Origin of the sequence: Nostoc sp., from assembly GCF_035638895.1 — a bacterium.
In the GTDB taxonomy this organism is placed as follows: domain Bacteria; phylum Cyanobacteriota; class Cyanobacteriia; order Cyanobacteriales; family Nostocaceae; genus Nostoc.
Window position 1 is genome coordinate 1 of sequence record NZ_DASQZC010000669.1, and the last position, 16334, is coordinate 16334.

A 16334-nucleotide genomic window follows, 5' to 3' on the forward strand; every position below is an offset into this window, starting at 1 on the left:
CCCAAGCGAATACGGTAGAAAGCATCGGCTAAATCGCTCTTACCCTCCAGCCCCCAGGCGGCCACGCGGTCATACTGCGAGAGTAAAACTGTGAACCGTCGTCCTTTGCGTCCCCTTCTAGCGTGACGTTCCAGCCATTCACCCGAACTGGACACCTTGGAAACCAATTCGGGGTATTCTTCAGCGATCATGACTCGTTCTGTACCATCCAAAGCAGCATCACCGCGTTCAGTTCTAGTTTGTAACTGGTTAGTTAAATCCTCCAGATCCTCAGCCATGCCGCGTTCAATGGCGGCCCAATTCTCGCCTTTTCCTATCACCTCAAGCCCTTGCCAGTCGGTCGGTGTGCCTTCGCACTCGTAGACGCGAACCCGTCCCCCCACTGTGTAGGCGAGGTATTGGGCCAGAGTTGATTTGCCGGTTCCCATTTCGCCGATGATCATCACCTGTTTACCCTCAATGGCGGCGATGATATCGGTGATTATTTCCAGTGGTTCATCGACTGGAACGGCTGACGCTTCAATGACTTGGGTCATGGGTGTACCAGCATAGGGGAGAGCATCGTACACTTTGAGCAAGCGTTTAACCCCAGATTCAAAAGAGTCACACAACCAAATGCCGATTTTTAGAGTAGCGCGAGTTGCATTTACAGAGAATAATGACGCTGAAAACATCACTCTCCCTACTCCCCAAGCACAGTAACGCAGTAAGGTTTTACCATCTGGCAAGTGCATCTCAACCCAGGTTGCAGCTGTGGCAGTCCTGGGGGGAGTAGCAACTTTGATATCAATTAGGTCATTTCCCATACTGCACCTCAATTTTCAAGTAAAAAGGGTGTTGGGTTTGCAATGAACAAAGTGCAATGATGCCGATGATTATCGCTCCTAGGGTGAGGATGAGAATATAAATTTGGTTCATTCCTTGCCCCCCTGCTCCCTTTCTCTGAGTGCCTTCCAAGTTTCGGGGTAGGAATTACTTTCCATGCGCCGAATGGACTCTTGTACCTCTGGCGGCTCTAACTTGAGCAATTCATTGATTGCGATCGCAGCTTCTAGCCACGGACTACGCTCTTGAGTCATCCCCCAATCCTCCGGTACATGAACGTGTTAGTTGATGAACCCTCGCGGGCCACCAAATCGGATTCTGGCGTGTCGGCGATGATGTCAGCCCAGCCGGTTTTGTCGTTGTGGCGGATGTTCTTTTCTGTGATCGCTCCCAGCCCAGGACGCGCTTTTTCAAATTCGTCAACTACTTTTTGTTCTTTAGGTGTTAGTGGTTGGTCGTTAGTCATGGTAAGTTTTGGTTAGGTAGGGACATTTGTCTCTCAAAACAAGCTCCTTTGTCACGACTGGGGCTTGTTTTGTGTTGGGTGATTGGACAGCGAAACTCGAAAACATCGGCCGCCGCCAACCATCATCACCTCACGATCCGCAAGGCGAACGGCTTTGCTGCGGCTGGCTTTCATCATCGGAAATGAACCATCTGGTGAAAGACTGAACATTTCGTAATTCTTCAAGGAATCCCATTCGACGGCTGTTCTGTCAGCCAGTGCCGAATACTCAACTTGATTCATGTCTGCGGCCGAGGCTGCACTGGGTAAAGACGGCAAGGGTCGTCTTGTTGCTCTGTCTCTTTTAGGCTTATCTTCGGTCTTTGGTGCTGCTTTAGTGCCATTACTAGTGGCTTCTAGTGCTTCCATAGTCATTGCATAAAGGTGTTATGCACGGACTTAAGTCTGTGCATAGTGGGGTTATAGTCCCGCTTTTGCGGCACTTAAATAGGTCTTAAGTGCCGCTATGCACGGGGTTTACTACTGCGATCGCAGTACTGTAATTTTGGTAAAAAGCTTGTCATCACTGGGCTTGAGCGTTTTTGAGTCGGTGTTTACCTCCGTTAATTTTGGGTTTTGAGTCAGTTTTAGGGTGTTTCCGCGCCGGGGCACGCTTGGCAATGACGCGGGTGCTTGCTCCATACTTGCCACGCAAAGGTTTAGGCGTGGGGGAGCGAGATCACAGCAGATTTACAGCTGAATGAGACACTAGCAAAAGGCAGGCTTATTAGCTAACCGCCAGGTCAAACTCTGTGGGCCTGCCCTTTTTATTACTCTCTAACTAGCACTTTAGTGCAAGGCAGTTTCTCTGTCAAGCACTAAAGCGCTAGCACTATGGTGCTATCATGAACTCAGAATTAGAAAACGAACCGCCAACATTGAAGACACTTCGAGAAAGTGCTGATTTGACTCAACCGCAGTTAAGCCAGCGATTGGGTGTAGGTATTCGCATTATTGGCGATTGGGAGAGTGGAAGAAAAATGCCACGTTTCGACAATGCAATTGCTTTGGCTCGTGAACTAGGTGCTTCCCTCAAAGAATTAGCTAGATCGATGCGTATGGATGTCAGTTCTATCGCTGACGATGGTATATCGCTTGCTCAATTAAAGACTTTATGCCGAGAACTAAATATCACGGAGGTAAATGATCTACCTGATGACTGGAGACAGCTTAAGCGTCCACGCCCTAGCTACGACAAACGACAAATGACTGATGAAGAATAATTAAAACAAAAAAGCCACCCAGATTCGTAAGGTCGGTGGTGGCTTTTTGCAAATTAACTAATAGAGATTAGCTAATAGTATTATGCCAGAAAACTCATTAAAAAATTCACTTCCGTGGACGGAATCACACGATACATTCTGTTATCAACATCATATTCCACCCGCCGCGAAAATCCTTTGGCAGTGGTTAATGAGGCAAGGGCAAATTGCCAGCGAGATAGAACCAGATTTATCAGAATTTAATGCCTGGGTAGCCAAGACTAGAGGTAAACCTTATGCTCACAATTACCTCAAAAAGATATTTGAAATACTGGTATCATGCCGCGTCCTGCAAGTAATTAAACAATATTCTTGGAAGATAACCAAGTTACTTGTAAGACCATTGTCATGGTTAAATCCACCCAAAAAGCCGCGAGAAAAAAAGTTATATAACCATAACTATAGTTACGATTTACCCCCCTCAAATGCTACTAATGCCGAAGAGGGGTTAAACAGCAGCAGCAATAGTATTACTCCTACAACGGCCGAATTTGAGGAGTTAGAAAGGCAACACGAAATACTTACAGCTTGTGCTGAGTACGAAATATACTTTAACCCAAATAAACGAACTACTAGAAACCTGCTTGAGTTTGATATTGAAGATGTCCGATTAGCTCTTAAGCACTTTGTTAAACGTGGTGGACATCAAGCAATTAACAATTCTCAAGGATGGTTAATCAACTGCTTGCGTAACTGTTACTGGCAAGATGAAACCTTTGGTTTGTCAGGATTTATTGAAACTTTAAAATCTTGGTTCCCCAGCAACCTCCCAAGGGATTACTAGGGAATAACTGCATAAAAAAACTGCCCTCAGAGGAGAGCAGCCAACATTAAAACCAGTTTGATTATGGAACAACCTACGCTGTTTAATTTAGAAGCTTTTACCAAGGCTCAAGACACTCCCGTTTACGTTTACGATCCATTTTGGGATGAACCCACCCTTCAAAATAGTCATAGTGTTGGGGGGCAAATCTCAGAGTCTGACTTTCAGTACAAAAGTGTTGGGGAGCAAGTTGCAACTGATACTCAAAAATCTGCCCCCCAACACGATACCCACTGGATAGAGAAATACTGGGTAGAAAGGTCTAGTAATAAATATTGGTATTTTCGGTACTGTTGGATGACGGGCAGGAAGATTAACCGGCTTTACCTGGGTAGTGTGGATAGTGTCATTGCCAAGCGTAAAAAGGCAGATGTGGAAACTGCGATCGCAGATGGTAAGCTTCCATGTGAAATTGAGAACTTAATCCGAGGCTGGAAGAATGAATCGCCCACCATGCCCAAGATGCAACTATTCAACACTAATCTTTAAAAACGGTAGTTATAAATTATCTGACAACACCGTTGTGCAAAGGTGGTTTTGTCAAAGATGCCGCAAAGGCTTCAGTCCTGCAACACTTCTGGAGACTCCCGCAGTAAATCTTGAAGCTTCCGCAGCTCATCCCAGGTACGAGCGGTAATGTCTGGTTTTGCACTCATCTGTGTAGAGCGATAATTCTTGGTTCTCCAAGCGATGTAGCGGTCAATTATCTGCAAAAAATCCCCTGAATCGGGGATGGTATGACCTTGATCGTTTATCAGTTTGGAATCAACAGCCCTAGCGTAAACCGAAATGTTGTCTTTGAGCGCGATCGGTACGCGAATTGAGGTCGTCTCCCCACTTTGCCAAGTGCTACCTGACTCCCAAGTTGTACTAGTCCGTCCCATGTTTAACTTCAATTGCCGTGTAACAGGGCAATAGTACCACTCCTCACTCCCCACTCCCCAATGACAAATGACTAATTACCAATAAAAAGCGATCGCCCTTTATCCGATTAGTGCGATCGCAAATAGTTGCTTTGAAATTTTAGATTTTCAGTTTATTCGCTTGTTTCATGTTTTGTCATAGGTTAGGGTAAACCCGATCAACTTCATCCCACGCCTGACTAGCTAGATTCTCCAGCGCCATAGCCAAATACAAGGGATGGTCGTATTCCCCCTGTTGCAAGCGCTCGAAGAAAATCTCGATTTGGAGGAATAGGAGATTGGGGTTCATAGAGTTGCGATCGCGCCGCGCCGCTCGTCCATTTCAATTTCAAAATAAGGATCAAGTCCTTTGTTGTCGCGGTGTCCAGTGAAAGTGCGAATGATTTCTTTAGCAATTCCCGCCCGCCGCAATTTGTTAACCATGCTCCTCCTGGTGCTATGCGTCGAAATTCCCTTAGCCTCAAATCCTGCGTTATCAGATGCCCGCATGAAAATGTTATAGGCATTCTTCCAGCAAATTGGCTTAGTTCCACATCTTGAGGGGAATAACCACTCGCTATCCGTTTCTGGTTGGTATCGCTCTAAGGATTCCTTCAAAATTTGATGCACTGGAATTTCGGTTGTTTCAGATGATCCGTCTGGCCTGTGTTTTCTGATAATCGCCGGGAAAATGATGTCTTGCTTGGGCCGGCCAGTGCGATGATCGTAAACATCACTCACCTTGAGTTGAACCAAAGCCCCCCACCTTTCACCGGTAAACCACGCCAGGTCTAAAAGCAATCTGTACTTTTCAGTTCTGATCTGCCGGCGAATTTTGGAGTATTCACCATCAGTCAGTACCGCCGCTTTTCCCTTTCTGTTACTCTTTGGCATAGATATAAATAAATTTCGTATGTTCCGCTTTTACCTAAATCAGAGGTGAAAGCGGAATTATCTAAATATCCACTATTAGTAAATATTGGCTCAATCCTAATACTGGCAAAGGATACACGGCATCCGTAAATGTTCCACTTCTACATAAAACTGGAACATTTACGATTTTTTCAATAAGCCATACAACGGACTTATTCACACTCAAAAAATCCGCTTTCATGGCAGAACCAACCCTTTTAGAAGTATTCGGCGCAAACGCTACTCAAACTTCCACTGATTTAGTGATCAAGAAAAGCGACTTAGTAGCAGTAGGGTTTACCCCCAGCGCGAATAATACGGCTGAATCGCTAATCATAGCTATTGTGCTGAAATTCAAATCAGTCCTGACTGACGCTGCACGAGACACAAATATTGATCAATCCGTTACAGTTACAGACGGGTTTAGTCCGAGCATTACAACTCGCAATAATGCTATTTACCTCAGAAACACCATTTCTGTAGAAGTGGATAAAATTCTCACTGGGGCAGACGTAATAGATCCAGATGATTATTAATCATGCAAGCGCTAACACTACAAGAATTATTTGGTGTTAATGCTAGTCAAACTGCTATTGAATTAGTGATTAAAAAATCTGATTTGGTAGCGGTGGGACTGACTATCACAGCAAATAATCGCGCTGAACAATTAGTCGTAGCAATCTTGTTACAAGCACTAAGCGCTTTTGAAGGATATCTAACAGATGAAAATCAGAATATCATCACTGACGAAAACAACACCCCAACCGGATACGACAACCGTCAGTTGTATGAGCTTTTAGAAATATTTCGTTGGGATGCTTACGCCAAGGAAAGAAATGGCAACGTTTATTTAACAGAGACAATCGTAATTAATTCTTATGCTCAAACAAATTAAGGATTTCCCGAATAAGACAACATCTCTTGATTCTGATTTTTTAATAATGCAAAATCCTATAACTAACGAGACTTATAAGATTACAAAAGCTAATTTATTCAGTGCAAGTACTGTTAATAGCAAAATATGTACTTTCTTGAATAACGGAGATCCAAATGGTGTACTTTATTGGCTAGGAACACAAAAAGGTTTAGCTGCTTGGAATAATCCTATTGCAGCAGGATACTTAGCAGTCACAATGTCAAGCATATTCAATGGTAATGTGGCTACTTTTGGCAATGTATCACTACTAGGAAATCGAGTTGCAGAAAGCGGAGTGGCAACAGCTAATATTGCTAATCAATCAGTAAGATTCGATTTAAATTCTCAGAAGTTAATTTGTAATGCTTACTCTATTCGAGGCAGAAATAGTAATACTAATGAAATTAGAAACTGGAAGCTTCAAGCTTCTAATGATTCCTCTACATGGGTAGATATCGATAGCGTTGCTAATACGAGCCTTGCAAATTCTACTTGGTATAGCAAAAGCATTAGTGGACAAACTATAGCATATAGATTTTTTAGAATACTCTCTACTGGAGTTGATAGCGGCGGAGCTAATATTTTAGCTTTTGATGAATTTGAAATTTACGGAACATTGCAAGGTTAATTATAAATAGTATTTGGCTATGAGCTACTGTCAAGTTGGTGAGATTGCAACTGTTGATTATACTTTTGGCGATGGTTCTAAAGGAAGATTTATCTCAGAAGACTCTCCAATTATTGTGGAAACATCATCATCAGAATCATCAAACACATACAATTATTACGATCCTAATTTACCAGGGAATCGAACAGTCAAAGGTACATCATACACAACTGAATTTAGATCAGAATGTCAACAAGGGCAAACGGCAATAAAAATATATAATAATGGCGAACTAATTACGCTCTCTTGCTTTTTGGCGGGCAGCTTGACAACACAATTAGGTGAGATTCAAGGATGTAGTTTAAAAGTTAATACTGTATCTGGTGTTAATCTTTTTACTGTTAATGGCAAATGCCCTGTAAATTTCACTGTCGGTTGTGGCGATAATTGCCCTGAAGGTAGTCACAAATGCACACATAATAAATACCCAGGATATTGCTGTGTGCCGTGTAAAGAAGTTGGCGATCGCCTGAAAAATATGGCGAACAAGGTAGGGCGATAATGGCAGAAGTCTGTAGGGATATTGACCAAGGACTAGACGCTTTAAATCGTAAAATCGATGAATTAAATAAGCGATTACGTGAGCTAGAACAAAAGCAAAAACAATGTTGTGATAACAATGATAACAATGATAACAATAATAGTAACAACCTAGAAAAGCGCGTAAAAGAATTAGAAAAAACTTCAGACCTACTCAAAAAAAGCACTGTTGAGACTTTAAATAATTTTGCTGATATTGAAAATACAAGCCGAGAGTTTACCGAGGCTTTTCAAGGTTTATACGAGATGGTAACGCCTGTAATAGAGACAGTTTCAGCCCTTGCGGAATTTATGGGAGGTGATTAATAATGCCTACATGGAATGGAACGCCTTTACCAACTTCGCCCACTCCTAAAATCCCTAATTCAATTCCTCAAAATTTTAATTGGGATACCTTTAAAGCTGATCCAAAAGGGACTTTTAATAAATTCAAAGGAGCTAGAGAAGTCCATCGACTCAATTGGAAAGGATACCGCACGGCTACCGCTAGTACTAAAAAAATTATTATCTCATCTCCTAGTAAAAAATTTATTGCCGAAGCCGGTAAGCGAATTAGGCAATTAAAAAAGGTTGCTGATACTACAAAAAAAGCAGCTGATACTGCCACCAAAGTAAATGATGCCCTCTTAAAAAAATCTCCCGGCAAGAATTCTTTAGATAAAGCAAACCGGGCCGGGGTAATTCTGGGAATTTTGGTAGCTATTGGGGTGGTTGCTTTACTCAAGCTTCAAGAATTTACTACAGGTAGAATATTTGATGATCTTTTGCGAACTCAAATTGATTTATCAACGACTCATACCATAGCCACTAATAATACTCTAAAACTAAAAACACTTAACACTAGAATACAGAAATTTGAAAGGGAACTAGATGTTAATGCTAAAGATTATTACCGACTCAATAAACAACAAGAGACTCTTGGTAAAAATATAGTAGATGCTAAAAAACAAGCCAATGATGCCCTCTATGAAACACGCCAAGGCAGGACTATTGTCGAGGGCAAGATAGCAGAAGCGAAAAAACAAGCCAATGATGCCCTCTATGAAACTCGCCAAAATAAATCTTCAATTGAAAATAAAATAACTGAACAACGCACAAGTCTTGAAGCGAAGATTCAACAAGTTAACACCCAAATTGCAAAATTCGCCAGTGGAGTTTCAGACAATTTTCAAAAAGGTATTAACTCGACAATTTCAAAAATACAATCTGACATCGCCACAACACGAGCTAAAGTTGATGCAATTAAGTCCCCAACCCCGATAAATACATCAGAAATTAATGCTAATGCTGTAGCCGCTGCAAGGGCAATTGTTAATCCCTTGCAATCTCAAATAGGAATTCTAGCAAATCAAACAAATGCCGCGACAACGCTAGCGGGGACAGCAATTAACGGTGTTAGTAATCTGGCTCAAGGGGTATTAGGTGCAAATAACACAGCAAGTCTTGCTCTTAGTCGTGCTAATACGGCTCAAGCAACTGGCGAGAATGCTCAACGACAAGCAGAAAGCACTAAGACTTATGTGGATAGAGTATTAGTTCCACGCATTGAAGCAACAGTTACCCAAAGTACAGGAGTAACTGCCGAAATGGCGAAATTAGAAGCTGAAACCCAAAATACTAGAATTTATGTAGATAGGGTATTAGTTCCACGCATTGAAGCAACAGTTACCCAAAGCACGGGAGTAAAAGCAGAGGTTGCCCAAATAAAAGCAGAAATTGCGGACATAAAAAAACAAGAGATTCCTGAGTTATCAGGCGAAATAAAAAGAGTTCAGATTCAAATATCTGAAGTAAATACAAAATTAAAAGAACAAGAAAAAGTGAATGACCAAGCTTTACCCAAACTCGACCAAATACTCGGAATTCTCCCTTTAATCCCGGCGCGGGCGGCTAATGCAATCAGGCCTGATATTCCGACAATTCCACAGATAGAGCAAGCAGCCGCTACGGGGACTTGCAGAACCACCCAGCCGGGTGGCTGTATGAATAAAGCCTTAAAAGACAATGCAGCCGACATTACCAATAACAACAACACCAATGCAGCCAACATTTTAGATGCTGTAAACACTGGCGCGAATGCTGCACTATTAGCAGGGCAAGAGACAATATTAGCAAGGTTAGGCGCTCAACTCCCTGGTGGAATTGGCGGGAAGCTATCAAGGTTCGCGGATTGGATGCACTTAGATAGAGTGTTAAATATTATGATACTTGGCGCTACTAGCCATAATGCATTAATGTTGTCCAATGACATCGGACAAACATTTGTTGGAATTATCAACAATGTATTACAGTTAATTGGATTAAAAAAAGAAAATGGAGACTCTTTTGATATTGGTTCTGTTATTAGTGGTTCCATTGAAAATCTAATTAAGGGGGCAATTGGAGCCGAGAACTATACAAATCTAACAACAGCTTGGGCTAAAGCTAATCGTATTTATCAAGCTTCAATTAATATATTGAATGTTTTTCAAGGGCTATCTTCGGCAATACTTACTGGGCTAGAAATGACAGCCGGAAAGGTCGCTAAAATCGGAAATGCACTTCGCAAGTCTGGCGAAGTTTTAGAAAGTGCCTATGGCTGGATGAATCCACAACCAAAATTTAATCGCGTTACTCAAACATTAGAAAATTTACAGCAAGGAGCATCGACCATACAAATGGTGACGCAAGCACCATTAGATATCATCAATGCCACCACAGAATTAACAACAGCTACCACCGAATTAGCTAACGCAATTAAGCAAGATGATAACGAAGCCAATAAAGGCAAAGAATCGCCAGAGCCAGACAAGCTTAAGGCAGATCAAGCAGCAGCTAAATTGGCAAGTGCTGGCTTAGAAATACTGGATTTGGATTTGGAGGCAGACGCATAATTATGCCTTTACCAGATAACTTTAATGAATGGGAATTTCTACAAGATACGGTAAGGCGCTGGCACAATAAAGCAGTTAGTCAATGGTTCAAGAATCAAACTATAGATGATATCTCTACACCAAAAGCAGCATTGCGCCATGCTTGCACAATGAAGGATGGTGATACCGCCACAATGACCATGATGAGATTGTGGTTATTTGAAGTTACGGCTGGTCATGCTCAATCTTTACAAGCTCCTATTTATGGAATTCCTGTCGCTGATTATCAGCGTGATGTCAGCTTTAAGCCACAGGTTAAGCTGTACTTTCGTGAGCGATATACCAATCTCACAGATCGGACTGCACCAGGACGCGGCGAAATTTGCTTCCGACTAATGAATGAATCAGCCCAAACTTACACCCGCGCTAAAGCTGAAGAAATGGCGAGAGACATTAAACGCGAATTTGCAAATCCGATATTTGTTTGGGAAAAAGGCATACATTACTACTACTACCGTGACTTAGAAAGGGGGTATGATTTACGGCTTCTGGTGAAATCAAAAACTGAGGGTGAGAGGGTGGCCCGTGCAGTAGTTGGAATTCAGGCTCACCCATTTGAAAGTAACTCGGTGGACTTTATGGACACCGATAGACTTTACCCCAGCAATCCGGGGACTCAACTAGTTTACGGTCGCCAAGTCAAGAAGCCTGTTAAACGTCCTGTCGTAGATGTTCGGTTCAGGCACGCCCAGTTATTTTTAAATGGGCGGCAGAGCGTTATTAATTTGGTATCAACTCCAGAAAGCGCATTGCGATCGGTGATTGAAAGGGTGAATGCTGCGTAGTTTTTTCGCGGAAACAAGTATACTAATTGACACGAATTCTAACCGCTCTTGTCGATGCTATACCGGATGTATAAAGCGCAACCGAGTATTGTACAGCAATGGCCAAACGATTTAACAATTTAGATGCAGCATTAAAATACCTTCGCCCAGCATCCGCCGCAGATGATGGAGTAGTTCCAGATGCGCCGGCAGGCACTCCGTTGAAGAAATACCAAGATTGGAAAGCCGGAAAAGTTGATATTGACTATCCACGCGCTGCATCATCTAATCCTGGAAAAATTGTCAAAATATCCATAAAACCTTTTGCGCTTCCCGCAGCATCAACAGATGAATATGTAACTACCATCTCCAATAGAGCGCAAGGACAGTACGCTTTATTTGGATTAACTGCGGCAGCGTTAGGCATAGAGGTTGTAGATAATACCGATATTAGGGCTATTGGATTTAAACCGGCTAAAGCTTCTTGTCGGAATGTCACCGGAACTGTAGCAAGCACCGTAACCAGCAAATTAACGGGTATACCTTATAAAACTAAAGCTGATGCGGCTTATGTTTTTCCGTTTGGCGCAATTACAGCACAGCCATCTTATAGCGACCAAAAAGCGGCTATTTTGGCGCTTGTTACTGCCTCTGGTGAAGCTAAAACTGTATCCTTCGTCCCTGAAAAATTCTAATGATTTTAGACTTGATTAAGTGCGAAATTTTTCTAACTCCTCAAGTCTCCCAAGAAGAAATAAGCAATTTAATCAAACGGGAGGAAATCACCTCATTAGCTAACACTCGATTTGCTAAAGGTGAAATTTCCTTCCAGGATTATCTTGATTGCTTGGAAGTTGCGGGAGTTTGTATTGATGAATATCTACCAATCGTAAATGCTAATTGTCAATTAGCAGGTTTTTAAAATGGGGAGAGTAGTAGAATTTAATGCCGCCAATTGGCAACAATTAATTAATTATTCTGCTGCGGCTGTAATCATGAGTGAGAATGTTTATATTCCACTCACTCCCCTTGAATCATCTACTTTTCTGGAGAATCATATCATTGCTGTTTACATTACAACGACCGTACCCGCCGGTAGAATTTGGAATTTTGGCGGGACGGTCGAACAGCGATTTGTTTCTGGGCTGACTGTAGGAGGTAATGCAGATGCGGCTGGAATTGTCGGAAAAATTTGGCTCAACAAAATAACTACAATTTTATTTCCTAAGATATCAGCTACTTATTCTCTAAAATTTTATTTTCCGAAGTGGTTTAAGGATGTTCAGGTTCAGTGTTGGGAATACACGGGAGTTGATGATACAAACGAGAATATCTTACTAGCTCAAGAGTTTGGGAATATTAATTTTAAGTTAGACCAACTACTCAGTAGTTGAAATAAATGAAAATTGTTATTTTAAATGAATACTACAAAGTCAGAAATAGCTGTTACTAATTCTAGTCCAGGAGTAACACTAACTCTAGAATCCACTGGCATCTTTTTAGGGATTCTCGTTAGCGTTTCTGTTCTTACTGGTGTAGCTGTTACCGTCATCAGTAAAATGAATCGAATTACAAACTCGATTACTCAAATTGAAAAAACTCTTGAAGAACAAGTAAGAAATGCTGAAAAAATTCGTGAGATTGATAGAGCCTTGGCTTTACATATTCAAGAATATGTAAATCGGAAGGATGTCATTCAAATGCTTCTGGGACAGCTAAACGAGAAGATTGATCATAAGTTCAAGAGGGTGCTATTTTACACTAGGGATATTCAGCGATTTCTTCAGCGCGATACTGATTTTAATATCCGTGAGTATGAGGAAACGACTCAGCCGGAGGAATAACTTACTGGGGATTCAGGGTAACTGAAACTTTAAGTCAAGAAATTTTACACAATTCAGTGAACAGCAGGTTTACTACTTTACTCATAAGTTTTCCTTGTATGTGCTTGCCTGCTAGCAGTTTTTCACCCTGAATAGTGACGTTAGCCTTGAGTGAGTCACGGTAGTCAATCAATTCTTTGGTCAGATCGTTTTTTGGCAAACTTCCGGTTTCCACGCCGGTTAAAACGTACTGCCATAAGCTGATTCGGCATAAGGATGAGCCGCTAGCTTTTTCTATAAGCCCATCCCCCGACTGCTCTAAAACAGTACCCATGCCTAACCTCATTTTGAAAGTGTCACGGCTGCGGTTGCGTTTAATTCGTTTAGTTTCGCCAGCTAATCGCCGGACAGTGGTTTGTCCGTTTTGGCGATCGCGCTCAGTTTTCTTAACCTCTCGCACTTCGTACTCAATCACGGGTTTACCGTTGACACCCAAGAACGACTCAAACGGATAAATCCTGGTGAGTAAACGCGATCGCACTCTCAACCCAAAACCGAACTTATCAAATACCATTGTGTAAGGCTTGAATTCAGTCAGAGAAAGCATTTCAGTAATTCTTGCTTCTAAGCGTTGCTCATAAAGTGAGATATCGCACATCCAGCCGGCGTGTAATTCTAGGATTGGGTCAATCTTAATTCCATAGTCCTGGGCAATGGAAATTTTGTAGCGATTGTCCATTCGGGTTTTCCCGGCGGGAGAAATTTCGGGACTACCTGCAAGCCACCCCCAGAGTGGTGGTACAAATCCTGCCTTGCTAGATGCGCTCTTGGCGTGGGCGACTTCTGGGAACTGCCAAGCCAGAAGTTGTCTAGCGTAATTCACGATTGGGGACTGTACCCGGTTGAGATGTTCAAGTTGCTGACAGAGGTCGCGTAACTCATCGATGGGTTCTGGGCGGTGCATGAGGAAATACTTCAGATTTAACTCCCCAGTTTCCAACCGATGATCCAGATCCTGACCGTAAGCGGCCATTGCTAAAGCATCAGCCGGATCGCTTTTATTCGGCAGGTTTTTACCTCCGCGATAACGCCGCAATTCAACATGTCCTACCCAGAGGATTTTGATTTCTAACTTATTGAGAATGGATGCCCACAGTTTTGAATAGTGGTTTCCTGTTGGCTCTAAGATTGCGTAATCTGGCTTGATTTCTGCTAGGTAATGGGCAAAATCAAAAGCTGATTTTTGTTTCTTCTTAGCATCAGGATTGGAGTAAAAAGCCGGATATAAAGTAGATGCTTTATTTCTTGTTTTATTCCAATATGCTTGCAATCCACCCTTGGGGTATTGTGTTAAAATATGAGTTGTGATGCTTGATTTACTAACATCAATTCCCAAAATTGTTAATTCTGTTTTCATGGTTCTGCGAGATATGAGTGATGGTTTTAGGGACTGGCATCCCTTGAATATCCCGAACTTAATAGCGCACGAATCACCCTAACGCCCCACACTTGAGGGGCGCGATTCAGGAGTAAACGCATTCGGGGAATTAATTAGAGAAAAGCCGCGCATGAAGATAAGAACGCCACAATTCAGTGGTGCAATTCACTCTGAACGCTGCATTTTCTCTGATTAACTTGCTGATTGCTTTGGACACAATCCGCGACGGTGGAATCAACCACCGTTTCGGCTACTGTGTCAGGTAGCCATCATCAGGCGGTTATTCGTCATCATCAGATAATTCAATCGGGATTCGCGTGTCTTCTAGAAGGCTAGTCAAGTCAAATAAATCTTCATTAATAGACTTATCTGATTCATCCGTTGCTAATTCAAGTTCACTGATGTCTTGAATCAATTTGTTTAACTCGGCTCTAGCTTTGAGTAGTCTGTGGTAAGTAAGGTAGTAATCCCAAGATGGATCTGGTTGTGGAATATTTAAATATTCTTCGTTATTCATAAACCTCATCGTCCTCAAATTCGTCATCATATCCAACTAATGAATATGAGTTTTCTGGGTCAATAATGTTAAGAACATCAGTCATTGCGTGTCCCGTGAGAACATCCATTACTGAGTAGTTACCAGCAGCCATCGCACTTTCAATTTGCCTCATTTTGAAAGCTTGCTCCAGTTCTGGAGTTCTAAGACGCGGATCAACGTCATCAATGGAGTTAATTGGCGGTGGCTGCTCGTTACCTTCAATCCAGCGTTCGTGCTGGCTGTTGTAAAAATTAGCCCAAGCTTTTTGCGCTTGTTTTGATGGTGATTGGGGTGCAGTTTCAAAAAAATCAGCGAGTTCCTTTGACCTTTGGAACCCTTCAGCATCACATTTCATCGCCTCAACCCACCCATCAGCCATGCCAAAGCCACCAAGGGATGCAGCCTCAGCTTGAACTTCAATGAGTGAAGCCCCGCGACGTTGTGCAATAAGTCTTGCGATCGCGTTTGTTTGAATGGATGATAGACGCTCTATATCTATAATCCAGAGTGGAACCTGTTTGCCATCCGGTGCAGTAACTCGCTCCAGGGGGAACGGATCGCGGACGGGTATCTTATTTTCTGGGAATAGGTCTAAAACTGATTCGTAAGGATTACCGGGTTTGAGTTTTACCCAAGTGTCATGTTTGGTCATCTAACTTCCTTGCTTAAAAAGGATTATTTTCTGGCCCTGCTGGCTTGTCTTCTGTGGTTACAGACTCCGGTGGGCACGGGTAAAGTTGATTTTGCACCAAAGTACGAAGTTGTTTACTAACTTCATCCGGCTCATCGAATTGGTCTAAAACTGCGGTAACTTCCATTGTTTCGCTTTGGTAATTCCCTAAGTTTTTAACCCGCTTATAAGTAATGGTTTCGATTTTCATATTTGTGTGCTATTAAATACTTGTTTGAATCGATTTTCAAATTGCGATCGGACTCCTCCTGCCGCGATCGCATTTGAAATTATCCCCCGAACTGCCTCCTCAGTCGCTCCAAGAGCGCTGCACCCTCCCCATAGCGCTTGCCAGTGAAGCCAAGGACTTCCGTCACGATCGCACTATCACTTTTCCCCGAACCTACGCGCCCAATTAGCCGCCAAAGTACCCGGTCATTTTCCGAACAATTTTCTTCTAAATCCGCTCCTGGAGCGGGTTTTAGGTCATTTTCAGGCGGTTTTTCGGCGTGGATCGCGTTGTTGGCAGATGGTTGGACTATGGTCGAACCACCGCGAACTGTTGCGGCTTTCATCTCCCTGTATGGCGGGAGTTTTAAGGGCTGATCGTCAAGTAAACAGTGTGACTGGTCAGCTTTTAACCAGTTGATAAGCTGTTCATTTTTCAACGATTTGGCGTGGGCGATAGCCTTTTTACCCAAGCGAATACGGTAGAAAGCATCGGCTAAATCGCTCTTACCCTCCAGCCCCCAGGCGGCCACGCGGTCATACTGCGAGAGTAAAACTGTGAACCGTCGTCCTTTGCGTCCCCTTCTAGCGTGACGTTCCAGCCATTCA

At 42.6% G+C, this 16334-nt stretch carries 27 protein-coding genes and 1 pseudogene; 16 read left to right on the forward strand and 12 right to left on the reverse strand.

Translation table 11 applies throughout. The features are described 5' to 3' along the window. From VE944_RS31465 to VE944_RS31480, 4 genes are all read right to left on the reverse strand, one after another. A partial coding sequence (locus VE944_RS31465; protein WP_324986923.1) for a P-loop NTPase family protein occupies positions 1–806 on the reverse strand: 806 nt, incomplete at its 3' end. Between the two features lie 108 nt (positions 807–914). After that, entirely contained in the window at positions 915–1079 is a 165-nt protein-coding gene (locus VE944_RS31470) for a hypothetical protein (protein ID WP_324986926.1), read from the reverse strand. Further along, complete coding sequence (locus VE944_RS31475) at positions 1076–1291, reverse strand: hypothetical protein (protein ID WP_324986929.1); 216 nt, start codon at positions 1289–1291, stop codon at positions 1076–1078. The genes VE944_RS31470 and VE944_RS31475 overlap by 4 nt, the downstream gene beginning before the upstream one ends. A gap of 51 nt (positions 1292–1342) precedes the next feature. Further along, a complete protein-coding gene (locus tag VE944_RS31480; protein WP_324986932.1) occupies positions 1343–1573 on the reverse strand; it encodes a hypothetical protein in 231 nt (76 codons plus the stop codon). Between VE944_RS31480 and VE944_RS31485 the strand changes: the two genes are divergently transcribed. The 5 genes from VE944_RS31485 (at position 1572) to VE944_RS31505 (ending at position 3904) form a co-directional block, all read left to right on the forward strand. Beyond that, positions 1572–1712, forward strand: coding sequence for a hypothetical protein (locus tag VE944_RS31485; protein WP_324986935.1), 141 nt, complete (start codon positions 1572–1574; stop codon positions 1710–1712). The genes VE944_RS31480 and VE944_RS31485 overlap by 2 nt on opposite strands. Before the next feature lie 160 nt (positions 1713–1872). Next, positions 1873–2034: a hypothetical protein gene (locus VE944_RS31490; RefSeq protein ID WP_324986937.1), complete on the forward strand. Its 162-nt coding sequence runs from the start codon at positions 1873–1875 to the stop codon at positions 2032–2034. A 141-nt stretch (positions 2035–2175) separates the two neighbouring features. Continuing rightward, the gene (locus VE944_RS31495; RefSeq protein ID WP_324986940.1) at positions 2176–2553 is read left to right on the forward strand and encodes a helix-turn-helix transcriptional regulator; all 378 of its coding nucleotides are present in this window, start codon (positions 2176–2178) and stop codon (positions 2551–2553) included. 82 nt (positions 2554–2635) lie between these two features. After that, positions 2636–3376, forward strand: a complete 741-nt coding sequence (locus VE944_RS31500; protein ID WP_324986943.1) for a hypothetical protein — start codon at positions 2636–2638, stop codon at positions 3374–3376. Between the two features lie 63 nt (positions 3377–3439). Continuing rightward, positions 3440–3904, forward strand: coding sequence for a DUF4102 domain-containing protein (locus tag VE944_RS31505; RefSeq protein WP_324986946.1), 465 nt, complete (start codon positions 3440–3442; stop codon positions 3902–3904). A 71-nt stretch (positions 3905–3975) separates the two neighbouring features. Here VE944_RS31505 and VE944_RS31510 read toward each other — a convergent pair whose 3' ends face one another. The 3 genes from VE944_RS31510 to VE944_RS31520 form a co-directional block, all read right to left on the reverse strand. Continuing rightward, the gene (locus VE944_RS31510; RefSeq protein WP_324986949.1) at positions 3976–4299 is read right to left on the reverse strand and encodes a hypothetical protein; all 324 of its coding nucleotides are present in this window, start codon (positions 4297–4299) and stop codon (positions 3976–3978) included. Between the two features lie 175 nt (positions 4300–4474). Continuing rightward, positions 4475–4627: a hypothetical protein gene (locus tag VE944_RS31515; RefSeq protein ID WP_324986952.1), complete on the reverse strand. Its 153-nt coding sequence runs from the start codon at positions 4625–4627 to the stop codon at positions 4475–4477. Next, positions 4624–5211 carry a tyrosine-type recombinase/integrase gene (locus tag VE944_RS31520; RefSeq protein ID WP_324986955.1) on the reverse strand — a complete coding sequence of 196 codons (588 nt, stop codon included), beginning with the start codon at positions 5209–5211 and terminating at the stop codon, positions 4624–4626. The genes VE944_RS31515 and VE944_RS31520 overlap by 4 nt, the downstream gene beginning before the upstream one ends. A gap of 218 nt (positions 5212–5429) precedes the next feature. Here VE944_RS31520 and VE944_RS31525 point away from each other — a divergent pair, with 218 nt between their 5' ends. The 11 genes from VE944_RS31525 (at position 5430) to VE944_RS31575 (ending at position 12872) form a co-directional block, all read left to right on the forward strand. After that, a complete protein-coding gene (locus VE944_RS31525; protein ID WP_324986958.1) occupies positions 5430–5765 on the forward strand; it encodes a hypothetical protein in 336 nt (111 codons plus the stop codon). 2 nt (positions 5766–5767) lie between these two features. Further along, positions 5768–6124 carry a hypothetical protein gene (locus tag VE944_RS31530; protein ID WP_324986960.1) on the forward strand — a complete coding sequence of 119 codons (357 nt, stop codon included), beginning with the start codon at positions 5768–5770 and terminating at the stop codon, positions 6122–6124. Next, positions 6108–6773 carry a discoidin domain-containing protein gene (locus tag VE944_RS31535; RefSeq protein ID WP_324986963.1) on the forward strand — a complete coding sequence of 222 codons (666 nt, stop codon included), beginning with the start codon at positions 6108–6110 and terminating at the stop codon, positions 6771–6773. The genes VE944_RS31530 and VE944_RS31535 overlap by 17 nt, the downstream gene beginning before the upstream one ends. Positions 6774–6792: 19 nt before the next feature. Next, a complete protein-coding gene (locus VE944_RS31540) occupies positions 6793–7314 on the forward strand; it encodes a hypothetical protein (RefSeq protein ID WP_324986966.1) in 522 nt (173 codons plus the stop codon). Beyond that, positions 7314–7658: a hypothetical protein gene (locus tag VE944_RS31545; RefSeq protein WP_324986970.1), complete on the forward strand. Its 345-nt coding sequence runs from the start codon at positions 7314–7316 to the stop codon at positions 7656–7658. Before VE944_RS31540 ends, VE944_RS31545 begins: the two co-directional genes overlap by 1 nt. Before the next feature lie 2 nt (positions 7659–7660). Further along, positions 7661–10225: a hypothetical protein gene (locus VE944_RS31550; protein ID WP_324986972.1), complete on the forward strand. Its 2565-nt coding sequence runs from the start codon at positions 7661–7663 to the stop codon at positions 10223–10225. A 2-nt stretch (positions 10226–10227) separates the two neighbouring features. Beyond that, positions 10228–11049: a hypothetical protein gene (locus VE944_RS31555; protein ID WP_324986975.1), complete on the forward strand. Its 822-nt coding sequence runs from the start codon at positions 10228–10230 to the stop codon at positions 11047–11049. A gap of 98 nt (positions 11050–11147) precedes the next feature. After that, positions 11148–11723, forward strand: a complete 576-nt coding sequence (locus VE944_RS31560) for a hypothetical protein (protein WP_324986978.1) — start codon at positions 11148–11150, stop codon at positions 11721–11723. Further along, entirely contained in the window at positions 11723–11950 is a 228-nt protein-coding gene (locus VE944_RS31565) for a hypothetical protein (RefSeq protein WP_324986981.1), read from the forward strand. The genes VE944_RS31560 and VE944_RS31565 overlap by 1 nt, the downstream gene beginning before the upstream one ends. A gap of 1 nt (position 11951) precedes the next feature. After that, complete coding sequence (locus tag VE944_RS31570; protein WP_324986985.1) at positions 11952–12422, forward strand: hypothetical protein; 471 nt, start codon at positions 11952–11954, stop codon at positions 12420–12422. Positions 12423–12446: 24 nt separating this feature from the next. Next, positions 12447–12872: a hypothetical protein gene (locus tag VE944_RS31575; protein ID WP_324986988.1), complete on the forward strand. Its 426-nt coding sequence runs from the start codon at positions 12447–12449 to the stop codon at positions 12870–12872. Positions 12873–12906: 34 nt separating this feature from the next. Here the strand turns inward: VE944_RS31575 and VE944_RS31580 are convergent, their stop codons facing one another. From VE944_RS31580 to VE944_RS31600, 5 genes and pseudogenes are all read right to left on the reverse strand, one after another. Continuing rightward, complete coding sequence (locus VE944_RS31580; RefSeq protein WP_324986991.1) at positions 12907–14268, reverse strand: IS110 family transposase; 1362 nt, start codon at positions 14266–14268, stop codon at positions 12907–12909. Positions 14269–14569: 301 nt separating this feature from the next. Beyond that, positions 14570–14806: a hypothetical protein gene (locus VE944_RS31585; RefSeq protein ID WP_324986994.1), complete on the reverse strand. Its 237-nt coding sequence runs from the start codon at positions 14804–14806 to the stop codon at positions 14570–14572. After that, the gene (locus tag VE944_RS31590; RefSeq protein WP_324986997.1) at positions 14799–15479 is read right to left on the reverse strand and encodes a hypothetical protein; all 681 of its coding nucleotides are present in this window, start codon (positions 15477–15479) and stop codon (positions 14799–14801) included. The genes VE944_RS31585 and VE944_RS31590 overlap by 8 nt, the downstream gene beginning before the upstream one ends. A gap of 13 nt (positions 15480–15492) precedes the next feature. Then, positions 15493–15708 carry a hypothetical protein gene (locus VE944_RS31595; protein WP_324987000.1) on the reverse strand — a complete coding sequence of 72 codons (216 nt, stop codon included), beginning with the start codon at positions 15706–15708 and terminating at the stop codon, positions 15493–15495. Between the two features lie 79 nt (positions 15709–15787). After that, a pseudogene (locus VE944_RS31600) lies at positions 15788–16334 on the reverse strand (hypothetical protein); the annotation flags it as partial.